Below are 17,113 nucleotides of genomic sequence, written 5' to 3'. Positions count from 1 at the left end.
TCAAAGGAAATTACGAAATCCCCGTCACTTAGCGCTCAAGAATCGCCGTAACGCCCTGACCGCCGGCGGCACAGATTGAGATCAGACCACGGCCGCGGCCCTTCTGCTCAAGCAGTTTCGCCAGGGTGGCGACAATGCGCCCCCCGGTGGCGGCAAACGGATGACCCGTGGCCAGGCTGGAGCCGTTTACGTTCATTCGCGCGCGGTCGATGCTGCCTAACGGCTTAGCCAGGCCAAGACGCTCCTTGCAGAATCCGGGGTCCTCCCAGGCTTTCAGGGTAGACAGAACCTGCGCTGCGAATGCTTCGTGAATTTCATAGAAATCGAAATCCTGCAACGTCAACCCGGCTTTGGCCAACATGCGAGGCACCGCATAAGCCGGCGCCATCAACAAACCTTCTTTTTTGTCCACAAAATCGACCGCAGCCACTTCAGAGAAGGTCAGCCAGGCTTTCACCTCCATGTTGTGCTCTTTCGCCCACTCTTCACTGGCCAACAGCACACAGGATGCGCCGTCGGTGAGCGCGGTGCTGTTGGCCGCGGTCATGGTGCCATTCTCACGGTCAAAGCAGGGCTTCAGAGTGGCCAACTTTTCCAACGTCGTGTCCGGGCGAAGAATGTTGTCTCTTGCCAAACCGGCCATGGGTGTCATCAAATCCTCGAAAAAACCGGCTTCATAAGCTTTTGCCAGCTTCAGGTGGCTTTCCCAGGCCAGCCGATCCTGGTCTTCCCGGGGAATGCTCCACTCTTTAGCCGTTACCTGGCAATGATCGCCCATAGACATACCGGTGCGGGGTTCACCATTTTCCGGAATTTCCGGCATCAGATGGCCGGGACGGAAACGGCCCAGTATCTTAAGTCGCTCTTTCGCGGATTTAGCCCGGTTAAGGTCCAGCAGAATTTCCCGCAGGCCTTCACCCACACCAATCGGTGCATCCGATGTGGTATCGGTGCCACCGGCAATGCCACATTCGATCTGCCCCAGTGCAATTTTGTTGGCCACAAGAATCGCGGCCTCAAGACCAGTACCACAGGCCTGCTGAATGTCGTAAGCGGGGGTCTCAGGCGCCAGACCGGAACTGAGTACCGATTCGCGAGTCAGGTTAAAGTCCCTTGAGTGCTTGATCACAGCACCTGCGACAACTTCGCCCAAACGCATGCCCTCCAGACCATACCGATCCACCAGGCCTCGCAGGGTGGACGTCAACAGCTCCTGGTTGCTGATTTTACTGTAGGCCGTATTGGAACGGGCGAAAGGCGTGCGATTGCCGCCCAGCACTGCGACGCGGCGAATACCTGAAGTGTTCCTGGCGATTTCGGATTTGGTCTTGGTACTCTTCGGGGCCTGGGCCATAGTGAATAATCCTTTATAACGATGAGGGGTTAGGGTTGGAATTGGAGTCGAAGACGTTGCATTGAAGTCTAACGATTACCCGGCGCGGCTCATTGGCAACTCTGACAACCGCAATACTGCGTTCAGTCAATCCAATAGCCTGAAGAATCTTTACCCTTTAGGCTATTAGATACTCAAGCTTATACAAGGAAGCAACCATGTCTGACCTCTATCTGAAACTCGTGAATACCCCCGTGGGCAAAACCGCCGCTCAATCTCTTGGCCTGCCATCACCGAACCCGCTGAAACGCCTTAAACGCGTCGACCAGCCTTTTGTTGAAGGTGATGTTCTTATTGGCGCAGGCCCCGGCGCAAAGGCGATATCAACACTGGGCGCCATTTTGGCAGCCAGTCCGGCAAACCTGCACCACGCCACCGGAACAGAAATCTTGTCGGAATCCGCGAAAGCCGGCAACAAGGCCAAGACCTTTGACCTCAGCAGCCCGGTGGACACCAAGCTTTCTGCACTGATCTTCGACGCTTCCGGCCTGAAAACCCCTCAGGAACTCCGGGCGCTGTACGATTTCTTCCACCCCACAATTCGCAAACTGGCTTCGAATGGCCGGGTACTGGTCATTGGCCAGGACCCTCATTCCTGCCGCAAAGCGCCTCAGGCTGCAGCCCAGCAGGCACTGGAAGGTTTTGTGCGCGCAGTAGGCAAGGAAATCGGCAAAAAAGGCTCCACCGCGAACCTGATATGGATTGCACCAAATGCCGAGAACCAACTCGACTCCAGCGTGCGCTTTTTCCTCTCCGCCCGGTCAGCATACGTTTCTGGCCAGACCGTGCGCATTGGCAAGGCCGACGAAGCCAAAGCAACCAACCCGGTTGCCGCCCTGGCCGGCAAAGTTGCCCTGGTTACCGGCGCTTCCCGGGGTATTGGTGCGTCCATTGCGGAAACCCTTGCCCGGGACGGCGCAACCGTCATAGGCCTGGACATCCCACCAGCCCTGGAAGAGCTGCAGAAAGTAACCGGCGCCATTAAAGGCAAAGCCATGGCCTGTGATATCACTGACGAAAAGGCGCCAAAGCTGATTGCAGACTTCATTGAAAAGGAAACTGGCGGGGTAGATTTCGTGATCCACAACGCCGGCATAACTCGCGACAAAACCCTTGGCAACATGCCTGAGCACTTCTGGGATATGACCATTGCAGTGAACCTGACGGCGGAAGAGCTTATTGACGAAGAGCTCGCTCACCGAGGACTGCTGAAGGACAACGGTCGAATTGTGTGCATTTCTTCCATCAGCGGGATCGCCGGCAACTTTGGCCAGACCAACTATTCCTGCGCCAAGAGCGGCGTGATTGGCTACGTGGAAGCTATGGCGAAACAGCTCAAGAACGGCATCACCATCAACGCCATAGCCCCGGGATTCATTGAAACCCAAATGACGGCCGCTATGCCCTTCACCATTCGCGAAGCAGGCCGGCGGATGAACAGCTTGTCGCAGGGCGGTCAGCCGGTAGACGTGGCCGAGGCCATTGCCTGGTACTGCAACCCGGCGTCGGCGGGCGTGAACGGTAACGTAGTGCGGGTGTGTGGCCAGTCCCTGATTGGCAAGTAAGCCTCTCACTATGGAAAGCCGGGGGCGCATGGCCCCCGGCTTTTTTATAAGACCGCAGAATTCTCTGAAGGCAAAAAAAAAGCAGATCCGATTGGATCTGCTTTTTTTCAAATCTGGTGGGTGGTGCAGGGATCGAACCTGCGACCCTCGCCTTGTAAGGGCGATGCTCTCCCAGCTGAGCTAACCACCCGGGAAAAAGTGGCGGAGCGGACGGGACTCGAACCCGCGACCCCCGGCGTGACAGGCCGGTATTCTAACCAACTGAACTACCGCTCCGCATTGATTCAACCCATTGGGTCAAACCGGTTGCCAGACAAACACTCTGGCGGCTGCTTAAAAGTGGTGGGTGGTGCAGGGATCGAACCTGCGACCCTCGCCTTGTAAGGGCGATGCTCTCCCAGCTGAGCTAACCACCCACTTCGGAGCTTTACTGTACTTCAAGCTCTAAGCAGTCACTTGCTACGCTTGACGCGCTTGCTGATTCAGCGTTGCTGCATCAACCAAGTGAGACGCGCATTTTAAGCATTTCACTCTGAGAGTCAAATGTTTTCCGGAAAATTCCTGAAGTTTTTTCGATAACCACAAAAACTGAGCGTTTTATGATCGAAATCAGCGAGTTGACCTCACCTCCCACCCTTCGGAAAGTCTTTGACCTCGGCCGTTTTCTGCCCTGCCCGCTCACCTTTCGAGCGCAAGGACAAATCGCTAACCTGAGCCCTGCGCTCTTCCGGAACAGCCTGCGCTGCCAGGGAACGGTTAAGATCATCCAGCCTCGTCTTTACGTCCAGCCAGGATTCTTCCAGGTAGGGTACGAGTCGCCCAGCCACATGCTCAACCCGAGCAAAAACATCATCTTTGAGTGACATCAGTTGTTCTCACTTACTGCCAGATCGCATTCAGTGTAGTCACTCAACCGTTAAAAAATCCACCAGCCGCCACCAGATTCCGCTTCGCGGCGCCGTTCACGCTCCTTCTCAAGGCTGGCATACTGTTTTTCCAGCTCGTCCAGCTTGCGATCAGATTCCAACGGAACCGTGGGGCCGCCACCAAATGGCCAGTACCAGGAGGCAGGTTCATACTTGCCCTGCGCCTTGAGCCGCTCAATTTCCAGCTCCCGCTCTTCCTCAAGAACAGCCCTGCGCTTTTCGTAATCGGCATCCTGATTAACCTCAACGATCGAGGTGGCCGCATGGTTTGGCGCCAGCAAATCACTGTTCAGGAAAAGGGTAGATACGATTTCTCCAGACTGCATGGCGTATTCCCGGGTTACCAATTGCAAATCACCGGACGCCAGTGGGTCTTCCGGATCCAGACCCGGGTAAGGACTCTCCGGCTCGGTCAACTCGTTGTAACGCAGGTAATAAATCTTGCCAGCTTCCACATTAATAGTGGCATCTGCAATCAGGCTAAGACTGAACGAATTCAGGCCTTCAAGCCCGAGCAACGGGCGGCGCATGGCTAAATGGCGCTCCCCAGGCGCCACCTCCAGCCAGGTGAAGCTGTTATTGCGAATATTGAAGTAATGCTTGTCGTCGATATAGACGCTGGGGGATTCAATCTCATCCGCCGCCCACTGGGAATGGGTGCGATAAAAGTACAACAGCGCATTCTGCTGATCCCAGGCGTCGGTATCGATGTGTACAAAGTTATGGCCAGACACTGGGTGCAGGAAACCACCCACACTCTTGCCGATAGATTGATATACGGTACAACCGGACAAGGCCAGCGCACACAGAAGCGCAGCCACGTTTTTTACGAAAGGTGCTCGGATTCTCATTGTTTTACACTCTTCATCCTTTCTCGAGTAGGCAAATCATAACAACTGCCACCCCGGAGAAATGAGAGCTACCGCAAGGGATGAATACAAACCGTTACATTCACCCCTGTCAGCCCTGAAACCGATTACTGGCCTGCGGAACCCGAGCGAAGTTGATTCACCTCTTCTGAAAGACGCACCAGCCGCGAGGTCAGCTGCGCACGGGATGCATCAACGGCCTCCACCACCTTTTTTACTTCCGCCAACTGACTCCTCAGTGCGCGTACCTCTCCACCCCCGGCCATCGAAGCAACGTCATCTTCCAGTGCCGCAATACGGCTTTCCCGGCCATCAATACCGAGCTTCTGCTCCTGCTCGAACCGACGAACACGACTATCCACAACCTGAGCCACATCCCCCATCTGCTGGCGTAGAACACCCAACTGTTCTGCCGACGTTTTGTCGGCCTGCTCCAGCGAGGCCACTGAGCTATCGAGCCGACCTGAAAGCTGCGCGAGATCGCCGGCCAGGCCGGTACGAACCCGCTCCAGGGAGGCCGTTAAATCCGAAACCGATTTGCGAGCCTCACCAAGCGCTTCATCCAAAGCCCCAAGCTGCTGCTGATGCTCATCCAGACGCTTTTTGTTCCGCTCATTGGCTATCACCCAAAGTTTGCGAACCTCACCGTCGGCAGCATCCAGGCGCGCTTCGTTTGCCGCAATCTTCTCCTCCAATGACGCGCCCCGTTCCTGCAAGGACTCACCGGTTTCAGAAAGCTCACCTTCAAAGCGCGCCAGCGCCAACTTACTCTGCCTGGCCCAATAATCTGCTTCCTCCAACTGCCCTTCGAGCGCGGTAATGCGTTGCTCCTGAACATACCAGCCGGTACCCGCTGCAACCGCCACCGCAATCAGCAGCACCCAGACCAGCACCGAGCCACCGCCACCATGACCACCCCCTTTGGCTGGCTTCGGCGCCTTTGACGACTCCGGTGGCTTTGGCGGTTTTTCCTTTTTGGCCGCGGACTTTTCTTTGCCTGCCACCGGCTTTCTCGGCTCCGCCCCACCAAAGGGTGCTTCAGCTCTCAGCTCATCGTCATCCGGACGGATCGGTTCCATTACAGCTCCTGACTATGGATAGTTAAAACAGAGGCCTCGATAATACCCGCACCTGACCAAACGTTAAAATGACGAACGTTACAGGCGCCCCGACAAGGGCGCGGTCTCTGTTGCATGGCAAGTAGGCAGACCCTACAATGGCCGGCTTTCCAATTATCACAGGACAGTTGCATATGCAGCCGCTTGTAGGACTCATCATGGGCTCGAAATCCGACTGGCCCACCATGGAACACGCCGCCGACATGCTCGACAAACTCGGCGTACCCTACGAAACCCGGGTAGTCTCAGCACACCGCACACCCGACCTGCTTTTTGACTACGCCAAAACCGCATCCGACCGCGGCCTGAAAGTCATCATTGCAGGCGCAGGCGGTGCCGCACACCTGCCCGGCATGGTTGCTTCGCAAACGTCTTTGCCGGTACTCGGTGTCCCCGTACAATCAAAGGCCTTGAACGGATTGGACTCTCTGCTGTCCATCGTCCAGATGCCCGGCGGCATTGCCGTCGGCACTTTGGCCATCGGTAAAGCCGGTGCCACCAACGCCGGCCTGCTGGCTGCCCAGATTATCGGCACCTTCGATGACAAAGTGCGCAAGGCGGTAGACGAGTTCAGGGCAACACAAACACAGACTATTTTGGACAACCCTGACCCCAAGGATCAGTGAAACCAGCTCACTCCACCAAGACAAGAGCCGAAACACTGGCAGGAGATCCCGAATGAGAATTGGTGTTCTAGGTGCCGGCCAATTGGGGCGCATGCTGGCCCTCGCCGGATACCCTTTGGCCAAAGAATTTGTATTCTATGACATGTCTGGCAGTCCCAGCGCCGGGCTCGGCGAAACCATCGTGGACCGCGACGGCAAATACCTGGACGACTTTCTGTCCAGAGTTGACCGAGTCACCTACGAATTCGAGCACCTGCCCGTAGACGTTGCCGAACAACTGGCCAAGCACAAACCGGTGCACCCATGCCCTCGCGCCCTCCAGGTATGCCAGAACCGCGAAGCTGAAAAAACACTCTTCGGGCAGTTAGGCATCCCCACTCCGGAATGGAAAACCGCCGACAGCGCTGAATCACTTAAAGCAGCCGCAGAGGCACTGGGCTGCCCGGTAGTGGCAAAATCCATCACCGAAGGGTACGACGGCAAAGGCCAGGCCGTACTCAAAAGCCCGGAAGACGCTGTCGATGCCTGGGCCAGCATAGGCCACCCGAAGGTCATCGTAGAGAAGTTCGTCAACTTCAAGCGAGAAGTATCCATCATTGCAGTACGCGGCGAAGACGGAGACGTTGCCTTCTACCCCATTGCCGAGAACACCCATCACGAGGGCATTCTGCGCTACTCGATCGCGCCCGCGCCGGGCCTGCAGGCACACGTGCAGCAAGATGCGGAGCGATACATCAAAGCCCTGCTGAACGAACTTGGCTACGTTGGTGTTTTAACACTGGAACTTTTCGAAACCGACGATGGACTGGTCGCCAATGAAATGGCGCCACGTGTCCACAACTCTGGCCACTGGACCATCGAGGGCGCCATGACCAGCCAGTTCGAGAACCACATCCGTGCCATCAGCGGCCATGCCCTCGGCAATGTAGAGGCCCGAGGCGTCAGCTGCATGATCAACATCATTGGCGAACACGGTGAGATCGAGCGCATACTGGAGCTGCCCTACGCTCACCTGCACCTGTATAACAAAGGTGAACGGCCGGGGCGCAAGTTAGGGCACGTAAACATCCTGGCAGACAGCTACGAAGAACTCGTCTGGCGGGTAAGGAACTGTGCGCAGTTCCTGCCGGGCAGCCCCGAGTTTAAAAGCTCTTTAACAGCAAAGGGTTGATTTAACTCAAACCGCCCTTATATTGCTTGTACGAACATTCATAAACACAGAGAGACAGGGAGAACGACCTCATGGCATTTGAACTTCCCGCACTGCCTTACGAAAAAAACGCACTGGAACCGCACATCTCTCAGGAAACACTTGAGTACCATTACGGCAAGCACCACAACACCTATGTGACCAAGCTGAACGGCCTGGTTGAAGGTACCGACAATGCCGGCAAGTCCCTGGAAGACATCATCAAGAGCGCCAGCGGCCCTCTGTTCAACAACGCAGCCCAGGTTTGGAACCACACGTTCTACTGGCACTGCCTGAGCCCTAACGGTGGCGGCGAGCCGACTGGCGCAGCCAAAGAAGCCATCGACAAGGCTTTCGGATCGTTCGAAGAGTTCAAGAAAGAATTCAACGACAAAGCCGCCAACAACTTCGGTTCCGGCTGGACGTGGCTGGTCAAGAAAGCAGACGGCAGCGTTGCAATCGCCAACACCAGCAACGCCGAAACACCGCTGACAGGTGCAGACAAGCCAGTGCTGACTGTTGATGTATGGGAACACGCTTACTACATTGACTACCGGAACAGCCGTCCTAACTACCTGGAAGCTTTCTGGAACCTGGTTAACTGGGATTTCGTGAACGAAAACCTCGCGTAAACCGGTTTGTGCCTCTGACAGCGTCAGCTGTCATTGCCAGAAACAGAAACGCCCGCCTGGCATGTGCCCGGCGGGCGTTTCTGTTTCTGAATGCGACCAAACTGCAACAAATCGATACATGTCGCACCAAGATAAATGTAAAAAATCAGGCATACTCAATGACGATCGGATCAGCCTGAACCATACTGTCTAAGGGGCTGACCTGAGAGGTTCATAGGCTCCAACAACAATCACGACAAACGAGCTATCCACAGCCGTATGCAAAAAGCGTTTCATGTAGAAAACCACCTGGGATTCCGGATTCTGCGCTGGGTGCTGATCGTCGCCCTGCTCAGCGGCATTGCGGTCAGCACCGTGCAAGTTGTGCTGGACGCCCAACGGGTCTCTTCAGAGCTTGAGCGGCAGGCCGCCCAGACCATGACCATGGTTCGGGACGCTGCAACCCAGGCCGTTTTCAGCATCGATGAAACGCTTGCCCAACAAGTGGTAGACGGCCTCTTCGCCCTTGAACCTATTCACATGGCAAGCATTACCCACCCGAACGGTGACGAACTCGGCGGTCGGTTGAGGCCACTTCAGGAACTGGATTTCCGCCCAATCACCGATCTCTTCTTTGGCAGTGTCCGGGAATATCGCGAAGCGCTGAACCGCAGCACCAACACCGATATCACCTATGGCTACCTGGAAATTCATTACGACACCGCGCCAGTGGCGGAAATCTGGCTCAGTCGCGCACTGGTCACTTTCACTTCCGGTATTGTTATTGCCCTGATTCTGGGCTTTGTCCTCTTCATCGTTTTCCACCTGTTACTGACAAGCCCGCTACTCCGAATCGTTCACTCCGTTAAAAAGGTCGACCCGGCCCATCCGGATGACCGCCTGCTGAGCGTTCCAAAAGGGCATCAGGCTGACGAACTGGGGCTTTGGGTCAATGCCACCAACAACCTTCTGGTGGCCATAGCAGACAGCCAGCAACGACACCGTGAAGCGGAAGACAGGGCGAGCCAGCTCGCACGCTTTGATTCTCTGACGGGCCTGCCAAGCCGTGATGTGTTTATGGAAGAGTTACGGCAGGATATTCAGGCAGCTCAGGCTGAACACGGTTCTGTGGCACTGATGGTTTGTGGCATAGACGATTTCAAATCCGTCAATGACCAATGCGGGTTTCGAACGGGCGACACCATCCTGCAAACGGTCGCCAGCCGAATGAGCGCCAACCTGTCCTCAGACCGCTTCAGTATCGCCCGTCTGGGCAGCGACCAGTTTGTGATTGTTGAAAAAAAACTTCGGGATGGTTTTCAGGCAGCGGAAACCGCTGAAAAAGTACTCGCTGGCTTCGCCTCGCCTATCAATGCCGGCAATCACCGCATATCCATGACAGCCACCATAGGCATCGCACTGTACCCATCGGATGCCGAAGAAGCCGATCGCCTGCTACAAAGCGCAGAACAAACCATGGCTCTGGCCAAACAGAACGGCCACAACCACTTTCAGTTTTACGTCGCCAGCATTGACCAGGCAATCCGCGAGCGGAAGCAAATGGAGAAAGACCTGGCCCGTGCACTGGCCAATCACGAGTTTCATCTCGTTTACCAGCCCCAGATCAACCTGGAGACCAAACGCATCATCGGCGCTGAGGCTCTGCTCCGGTGGAATCACCCGGAATATGGCCTGGTCCCGCCAGACACGTTCATTCCGGTATCAGAAGCCAATGGTTCCATCGTCGACATTGGTCAATGGGTTCTGGAACAAGCCTGCTGGCAAGCCGCTCGCTGGGCAAGTGAAGGCTTACACCTGAGGATTGCCGTTAACCTGTCCGCCGTTCAGCTACGGCAAGACGCCATCGTCGACGACATTCTCGCCACCCTGGAAAAACACAAGATCCCTGCGGGACGGCTGGAGCTCGAAGTCACCGAAACAAGCTTCATGACCAACCTGACCGATGCCGTGGCCAAACTGCACCGGTTGCACCGAGCGGGCATCAGCATAGCGGTAGACGATTTTGGCACCGGCTATTCATCACTCACCTACCTGAAGCAGATGCCGGTTCAACATCTGAAAATCGACAAACAGTTCATCCGTGACCTGCTCGTCAACGAGGAAGACACCCGAATCGCCAACACCATCATCGATCTCGGCCGAAGCCTGAATCTGACGGTGGTTGCAGAAGGTGTGGAAACTGCAGAGCAAGAGCACTATCTGACCCAAAGAGGCTGCAAACTGGCCCAGGGTTATTTCTTCAGCAGACCCCTGCTACCTAAAGATTTTGAGAGTTTTATACAGACATTTCACGCCAATATCGTGGAAAATGACGCCTGAAATCCAACCCCTTGAGGATTAGACATGGGAACAACCACTGTCATCGGCCTTGTCGTAATTGCCGTTGTCGTGTTTTACCTGGTTTTTATCTACAACAACCTGGTATCTCTGCGTAATCAATTCAAAAACGGTTTTGCCCAGATAGATGTGCAGCTTCAGCGCCGGCACGACCTTATCCCCAATCTCGTAGAGGCCGCCAAAGCCTACCTTGATCACGAGAAATCCACGCTTACCCAGGTGATGGAAGCTCGTAACAATGCCGTCAGCGCCCAGAAAGATGCCGCCAAAGACCCAGGCGACAATACCAAGATCCAGCGCCTTGGCAGCGCAGAAAACCTGCTCACCAAAGCCCTGGCAAACTTCTATGCCGTGGCAGAAAACTACCCGGATCTGAAAGCCAACGAAACCATTCAGCAATTGATGGAAGAGCTGGCCAGCACGGAAAACCGTGTTGCTTTTGCCCGTCAGGCCTACAACGACGGCGTGATGACCTACAACATTTTCCGCGAGAAGTTCCCGAACAACATTGTGGCAGGCATGTTTGCTTTCAAAGAGACCGCCCAGCTGCAACTGGAAACCCCGGAAGCCCGCCAGGCCCCAAAAGTCAGCTTCTGAGGCCTGATTCATGGCAAACCCCGGTTTCTTTCAGCGCCAGGCACACGCCCGGCGCAACACCGGCCTGTTGATCGTTCTGTTTCTGACTGCCGTCACCCTGATCACCCTGGCCGTTTGCCTGGTTGGCTACATGGTCACCCGCAGCCAGAGCTCTCCCCTTCCCTTTCACCTCTGGTTGTTATCAAGCCACGGCCTGGCGACGGCAGCGGCCGTGGTCACGCTGATCAGCGTTGGCTCATTAGTGCGCTGGATAGACCTGGGCGGGGGTGGCAGCCGGGTGGCCCGTATGGTGGGTGCGCGACTGATTGAGCCAGACACAAAGAGCGCGGAAGAGCGGAAACTCCGCAATATTGTGGAAGAGATGGCCATTGCCAGCGGCGTCTCCGTGCCCGAACTCTACGTTATGGACAGCGAAACCAGCATTAATGCCTTCGTCGCCGGCTACACCCCTGGCGAAGCCGTTATGGTCGTCACTCAGGGAGCCTTGTCCCAACTCAACCGGGATGAACTGCAGGGTGTTGTCGGTCACGAGTTCAGCCACATCCTCAACGGCGACATGCGCATCAACGTTCGCCTGATCGCCTTGCTTGCCGGCATTCTTATGATCGGCCAGATCGGTCAGTTTTTACTGCGCGCCGGCTTTTACAGCAGTGGCCGCACACGCAGCCGCGACGGCCGTGCCCAGGCAGCCCTCGGCATACTGGGGCTGGCCCTGATGATCATCGGGTATGTAGGGGTATTTTTCGGTCGACTGATTCAGGCCGCGGTGTCACGTCAGCGAGAAATGCTGGCCGACGCGTCTTCGGTGCAGTTCACCCGCAACCCGGAAGGTATTGGCAGCGCCCTGTTCAAAATCGGCCTGAAAAGCGGATACCTCGATTCCACAAGCCACGCCAGCGATATGAATCATATGTGTTTTGGCGAGTCGGCCCGGATGAAATTCACCTCACTCCTGGCCTCCCATCCGCCGGTGAATGACCGGATCAACGCCATTCAGCCGGGCTTGCTGGCAAGACTGCGCAGCCGTTTGAGAGACACCGAGCCAGGTGCCAACCTTCGTCAGACCGGAGCTCCTGCTGACCGCACACGGCTGGGCGACCTGGTCAGCCAGGTTGCTGAACCTGTTCGAGGCAGAGCCGGTAGCCGGCTTTCCCCCTTGCAGTCATCCTTTAACGAAAACCTGCAGCCACCGCCGACCAAACTCTCCACCCGGGTAGGAACAGTGACGCCAGGCAGTGAGGCCTACGCCGCCCGCCTGCTGGACCAGCTGCCCTCCACATTCCGAAACCTGCTCTACACCCGGGCTGGTGCAATCCAGCTTTGCTATGGACTGCTGACTTACCATCTTCCTGACGCCACCCAGAAGGAACATCTTTCACTGATAGAAAAGCACTCCATGCTGGGCCTGCAAGAAGAGCTTCTAGGCAAGCTTCGGCCGACGCTGATCAAGCTCGGGGAAGCGGCCAGGTTCCCCGTCCTCGAGCTGGCCATGCCTGCCCTGCGCAAACTCGACCCGGATGAGCGCCACGCCCTGCTGACCAATGTGCAGAGACTGGTCGCCGCCGATAATCGGCTGAGCCTGTTTGAGCTGGCATTGACCACCTTCCTGAACAGGCACCTTGCGCCAGGGGCAGAACATGCAGTACCGGTAAAACACCGAAATTACCGATCCGTGCTTCCCGCCATAGAGCGTGTACTCAGCCTGTTCGCCCGGGCCGGCAGCACTTCTGAGGGGCAGTCCGTCAAGCTGTACCGTGAAGCCATGGCCGGCTTCTGCAACGGCACCGCCGAAGTGACAACCGGCAAAGTGTCCGTCAACGAGCTGAAAGCCGCGCTGGAAACCCTGAGCCGCCTGTCGCCACTCCTAAAGCCAGCCATCATCGACGCCTGCGGACACTGCATCATGCACGACGGAAAAGTGGACGTGCGGGAATATGAGCTCATGAGGTTAGTGGCAGACCAACTGGACTGCCCAATGCCCCCGCTGTAAAACCGGGGTCAGACCCGGGGTCAGACCCCGGCCCGTAATGACATGCCCGTGAGGTTATTCGAAGGCAAATAAAAGGGGCCAGTTCCCGGCACGGCCCTGAAGCCTGAGTTCTGTGCCGGGGACTGGCCCCATCGGATGCTTCTGTTATTCAGTATGTTTTTACTGGCGGCGACCTTCAAACAGCATATCCACCGACGCCCCGGTCTCCGGTGCCGGCAAACCAAGCTTCTCCCTCACTTCCAGGTTTACATCCCACAAGCGGTTAAACTTCTCGGTGGTGGCCGCGACGGCGTCTTCCTTGCCAAGCATGATGGTCGGGCGCAGGAACACCAGCAGGTTACGCTTTATGCGAGTTTCAGACTCGGACGAGAACAGTCGGCCGAGCACCGGGATATCACCGAGCAGGGGTACTTTGCTCTTGTTCACCTGATAATCGTCTTTGATCAAGCCGCCCAGAACCACAGTTTCGCCATCGTCGGCTAAGACCGTTGTTTTGATTTCACGTTTGTTGGTGATCAAATCCGAGGCGCCATCTACGGTGGTCGTGGAAATGTCTTCCGTGGTTTGCTCAACCACCAGGCGCACCAGGCCATCGGCACTGATGGTCGGGGTCACCTTAAGCGAAAGACCCACGTCTCGGCGCTCAATCGTGGTAAAGGGGTTCGTCGTGCCATCGCCTGTGACCGTGGACTGACCAGTGCGGAAAGGCACGTTCTGGCCAACGATGATTTCCGACTCCTGGTTATCCAGAGTGATGATACTCGGCGTAGACAGCAGATTCGCTGCAGCGGAGGATGACAGTGCCTGGATCAGCACACCCCAGGTTATGCCGTTTTCATCACGGTTACCCGCACCCAACGTAATACCCCCGCCAAGTTGCGGGATGGTGTCGCCTACCAAGGCCCCGATGACCGAGTTCAGGCCAACCATACCCTGACCACTGGTCAGATTGGTGCCCAACACCGGAAGAGATGAAGCAGATTCATCGCCTGCGGCTAACTGCACACCCAACTGGTCACCCAGCTCATCGCTGATCTCGACAATTGCGGCCTCAATCATCACCTGAGCACGACGCACATCCAGCTGGGCAACAATTTGCTCGGCTTCTTGCATCAATGACGGGTCGCCCCGAACCACCAGGGCATTCAAGCCTTCGTCTGCGAATACCGCAAAATTGTTATTCGGATTGCTGCCCGCGCCCCCGGCCGCGCCAGTGCCACCTCCGCTGCTTTCTTTGATCGCCTCGCCCATGACGCCTTTGAGAATTTCCGTCAGGGTTTTGGCGTCCGCATGGCGTAACCGAAGCACCTTGGTTGTACCACCACTGGCAGATGGCTGGTCCAGCTTGCGGATCAAGCCACGCATTTTGTCCCGGAAGGTTTCATCACCACGCAGAATCAGGCGATTGCTTCGCTCATCGGCGGTTACACTGTACTTGCGTGCAACGTTGTCGCCACCGGCCCGGCCCAATTCATCCGGTGCCAACTCCTGCAGCAGCTTGACCATATCACCAACCCAGGCTTCGCTGAGCTGGATCACCTCAACTTCGTACTTCGAGGGACTGTCCAACTCACGAACGATTTGCTCGATACGCTGAATGTTGGAGGAATGATCACTGACGATCAGAGCATTCGCCGCCGCAACACCGGCCAGATGACCATACTTGGCGACAAGAGGACGAAGAATGGGCACCAGTTCAAGCGCATTGGCGTTATCAATCTGAATAACCCGTGTAATCAGCTGCTCAGAAGGCGTTACATCAAACCGGTCCAGCACCTCAGCAGACTGCTTGGCATCCACCTGCTGTACTACCTTGACCACTTCTTCGCCCGGAATCGCAGTGAACCCGTGTACGTTCAGCACCGCCAGGAACAAATCGTAAATTTCATCCTTGTTCATCGGCGCACTGGAAAGCACCGTCACTTTACCTTTAACCCGGGGGTCCACCACAAAACTGTAACCGGTAATATCGGCCACCTGGGTCACAAACGCCCTGATATCTGCATCCTTGAGATTCAGCCTCCAGGTTTCTTCCTGAGCATGTACCATCGATACCAGTGGTAGCAGTAAGGCAAACAAGAGAGCCCTGAGGATATTGGTCTTGTGGTTATACATCTGGCGATATCGTCCTGTTGTAGATTACCGGATCAGCGCCATTGCTCGGGTATGGCATAGCTGACCGTAAGTAGGCTTCCGTCACGTTCTATTTCAATATCCAGCCGGGGCTGGCTGCGCCAGTCGTCGAGCAGCGCTTTGTCCTGTTCAATGTCGCCCAGTCGCTGCCCGTTGACTGCGGTGATCACATCACCCGGGCGGAGATTAACAGCATTGAGCATCGCGTTCGATCCGTCGTACACATAACCTGACTGCCCCGCATCACCCGCCGGGCTCAGACCATAAACTGACAGGGCCGCGGCACCCTCAACGTCGAGCTGGGCTCTGGCGTTCGCCAGGAAAGCCTCTGGCGATTCGGCGGGCTCTGCCTGAGCGGTCTCTGCCAACATACCCTCAACACCCAAATCTTCCTCAAAGGCCAGCGATTCATAGCGCCCGCCACGCCTTATAAGCACTCTGTCGGCCTCTACCTCGGCCAGCTCCGCATTACCCGGCAGGGTATCGCCCACCCGGTAGTATTCCGTTTCACCATTGCTCCCGGCAACTATAGCACCGGAGTCTTCCGGGCGCTGCCCTATCAGCACGCCTTCCAGCCTCAAACGAAGGCCTGTTTCCGGCGCAGAGCGGCGCACCACATCGGCAACACCTGTCTGGGATTCCGGGCGGCCAAACAACTCGTAACCTGCAATCGGCGCAAGGTGAACGCCTTGCCGACCATCGGCTTCCGCCGATACCTGGCCATAAATTTCCGGTACCGGCCTGTCCTGCCAGGCAAAAAGCCAGGTGACTCTGGCCAGCTCCACAGCCAGGTAGACCACCAGAAGAATCAGTAGCAAGTTTGCCAAAAGCCGCGAAACCCGCTCCTGAGCATGTATTGATACACCGGCCATATTACAGCCCTCCCGGCAGCAACGGCTGCCGTACCCGGAACACCACGTCGCCCGGGCGGGCGGTATCGGGCCAGGGTTGCTGGGCCAGATCAACCATGCGTTTATAAACACGAATTTCCATCATGCCATCCCAGAGGATACTGGCATCAGCCGCCGGCCCATCACCGCCTTGCTCTGAGATGTCGAGCGCGACGCCGCCATCAACGGTATCCAGGTTGGCCTGCATGGGCGGAAACTGTGCCTGCCCTGTCTGGTTACCCATCGGCCAGGAAACCATGCCGCCGTTCCAACGCCCCAAACCCTGTGCATTTTTCAAACGATCATCGGACCACGCCAGGTTCAGGCGATCAATGCTCACCTCACCCTCAATCATCGCGCCGCCACTCTGTCGAATCAGGCCCTCAAACTCAGAAACCTCCACCGTTCCATTGGCAGACACCTCAAAATTACCGGGCCATCCCGCCGTAGCAACCCCTTCCAGCCGGGATTGTGACGAAGACACTGAAAATTCAATCGGCAACGCCAATTCCGTGAAAGAAGGCCAGGAAAACTGCCAATGAACTCTCGCCGGGAAGCCACCTACGACGACGCCAGCAGCACCGCCCCATAACGTTCCGGAAACTTGCCTAACCTGAACCTGAGGCGGCAACGGAACCTGATCGGAAAGCTGATGCCACACCCAGCCCACGGGCACGCGCACGACCAGCATCACCCCGAACACCAACAGACCAAGCAACAGGAGCAAGACAAACTTGCCTGGGCCGAAGAAAGGCTTTGATGGAGACTCACTCATACGTCGTGCACATTTGGAAACCGGTAGCCGAGTCTAACAAAGGCTGTTGCCAAGTTCATGATTAAAGCAATAA

At 56.3% G+C, this 17,113-nt stretch carries 14 protein-coding genes and 3 tRNA genes; 7 read left to right on the top strand and 10 right to left on the bottom strand.

Going from position 1 to position 17,113, the window contains the following annotated elements:
• Positions 1–28 precede the first annotated feature (28 nt).
• Positions 29–1,354: an acetyl-CoA C-acetyltransferase gene (locus QPL95_RS00875; RefSeq protein WP_303289129.1), complete on the bottom strand. Its 1,326-nt coding sequence runs from the start codon at positions 1,352–1,354 to the stop codon at positions 29–31.
• 197 nt (positions 1,355–1,551) lie between these two features.
• Between QPL95_RS00875 and QPL95_RS00870 the strand changes: the two genes are divergently transcribed.
• Entirely contained in the window at positions 1,552–2,958 is a 1,407-nt protein-coding gene (locus QPL95_RS00870) for a 3-oxoacyl-ACP reductase (protein ID WP_303289128.1), read from the top strand.
• A 114-nt stretch (positions 2,959–3,072) separates the two neighbouring features.
• Here the strand turns inward: QPL95_RS00870 and QPL95_RS00865 are convergent.
• From QPL95_RS00865 to QPL95_RS00840, 6 genes are all read right to left on the bottom strand, one after another.
• Positions 3,073–3,148, bottom strand: a tRNA-Val gene (locus tag QPL95_RS00865).
• A 9-nt stretch (positions 3,149–3,157) separates the two neighbouring features.
• Positions 3,158–3,234 (bottom strand) — tRNA-Asp (locus tag QPL95_RS00860).
• A 64-nt stretch (positions 3,235–3,298) separates the two neighbouring features.
• A tRNA-Val gene (locus tag QPL95_RS00855) sits at positions 3,299–3,374 on the bottom strand.
• A gap of 207 nt (positions 3,375–3,581) precedes the next feature.
• Positions 3,582–3,824: a hypothetical protein gene (locus QPL95_RS00850; protein WP_303289127.1), complete on the bottom strand. Its 243-nt coding sequence runs from the start codon at positions 3,822–3,824 to the stop codon at positions 3,582–3,584.
• Between the two features lie 50 nt (positions 3,825–3,874).
• Positions 3,875–4,735: a DUF2846 domain-containing protein gene (locus QPL95_RS00845; RefSeq protein WP_303289126.1), complete on the bottom strand. Its 861-nt coding sequence runs from the start codon at positions 4,733–4,735 to the stop codon at positions 3,875–3,877.
• A gap of 125 nt (positions 4,736–4,860) precedes the next feature.
• Entirely contained in the window at positions 4,861–5,832 is a 972-nt protein-coding gene (locus QPL95_RS00840) for a hypothetical protein (RefSeq protein WP_303289125.1), read from the bottom strand.
• Between the two features lie 173 nt (positions 5,833–6,005).
• On the opposite strand from QPL95_RS00840, the gene purE reads away from it, so the two are divergent.
• From purE to QPL95_RS00810, 6 genes are all read left to right on the top strand, one after another.
• Positions 6,006–6,497: a 5-(carboxyamino)imidazole ribonucleotide mutase gene (purE, locus tag QPL95_RS00835; RefSeq protein WP_303289124.1), complete on the top strand. Its 492-nt coding sequence runs from the start codon at positions 6,006–6,008 to the stop codon at positions 6,495–6,497.
• A 52-nt stretch (positions 6,498–6,549) separates the two neighbouring features.
• On the top strand, positions 6,550–7,668 hold the full coding sequence (locus QPL95_RS00830; protein ID WP_303289123.1) for a 5-(carboxyamino)imidazole ribonucleotide synthase: 1,119 nt from the start codon (positions 6,550–6,552) through the stop codon (positions 7,666–7,668).
• 71 nt (positions 7,669–7,739) lie between these two features.
• Entirely contained in the window at positions 7,740–8,318 is a 579-nt protein-coding gene (gene sodB / locus QPL95_RS00825; RefSeq protein ID WP_303289122.1) for a superoxide dismutase [Fe], read from the top strand.
• A gap of 258 nt (positions 8,319–8,576) precedes the next feature.
• Positions 8,577–10,637 carry a bifunctional diguanylate cyclase/phosphodiesterase gene (locus QPL95_RS00820; protein WP_303289121.1) on the top strand — a complete coding sequence of 687 codons (2,061 nt, stop codon included), beginning with the start codon at positions 8,577–8,579 and terminating at the stop codon, positions 10,635–10,637.
• 24 nt (positions 10,638–10,661) lie between these two features.
• Entirely contained in the window at positions 10,662–11,252 is a 591-nt protein-coding gene (locus tag QPL95_RS00815; RefSeq protein ID WP_303289120.1) for a LemA family protein, read from the top strand.
• A 10-nt stretch (positions 11,253–11,262) separates the two neighbouring features.
• Positions 11,263–13,242 (top strand): M48 family metallopeptidase, encoded by a 1,980-nt coding sequence (locus tag QPL95_RS00810; RefSeq protein ID WP_303289119.1) that lies wholly within the window; start codon positions 11,263–11,265, stop codon positions 13,240–13,242.
• Between the two features lie 159 nt (positions 13,243–13,401).
• Here QPL95_RS00810 and gspD read toward each other — a convergent pair whose 3' ends face one another.
• The 3 genes from gspD to gspN are packed head-to-tail and all read right to left on the bottom strand — an operon-like array spanning position 13,402 to position 17,040.
• Positions 13,402–15,357: a type II secretion system secretin GspD gene (gene gspD / locus QPL95_RS00805; RefSeq protein WP_303289118.1), complete on the bottom strand. Its 1,956-nt coding sequence runs from the start codon at positions 15,355–15,357 to the stop codon at positions 13,402–13,404.
• A 32-nt stretch (positions 15,358–15,389) separates the two neighbouring features.
• Positions 15,390–16,247, bottom strand: a complete 858-nt coding sequence (locus QPL95_RS00800) for a type II secretion system protein N (protein ID WP_303289117.1) — start codon at positions 16,245–16,247, stop codon at positions 15,390–15,392.
• A 1-nt stretch (position 16,248) separates the two neighbouring features.
• Positions 16,249–17,040 carry a type II secretion system protein N gene (gspN, locus tag QPL95_RS00795; RefSeq protein ID WP_303289116.1) on the bottom strand — a complete coding sequence of 264 codons (792 nt, stop codon included), beginning with the start codon at positions 17,038–17,040 and terminating at the stop codon, positions 16,249–16,251.
• Positions 17,041–17,113 lie beyond the last annotated feature (73 nt).

The organism is Marinobacter sp. SS5-14b (assembly GCF_030541005.1).
Taxonomy (GTDB): Bacteria; Pseudomonadota; Gammaproteobacteria; order Pseudomonadales; family Oleiphilaceae; genus Marinobacter.
The sequence above is the reverse complement of the archived record's forward strand: the minus strand, read 5'-3'. Positions and strand labels throughout refer to the sequence as shown.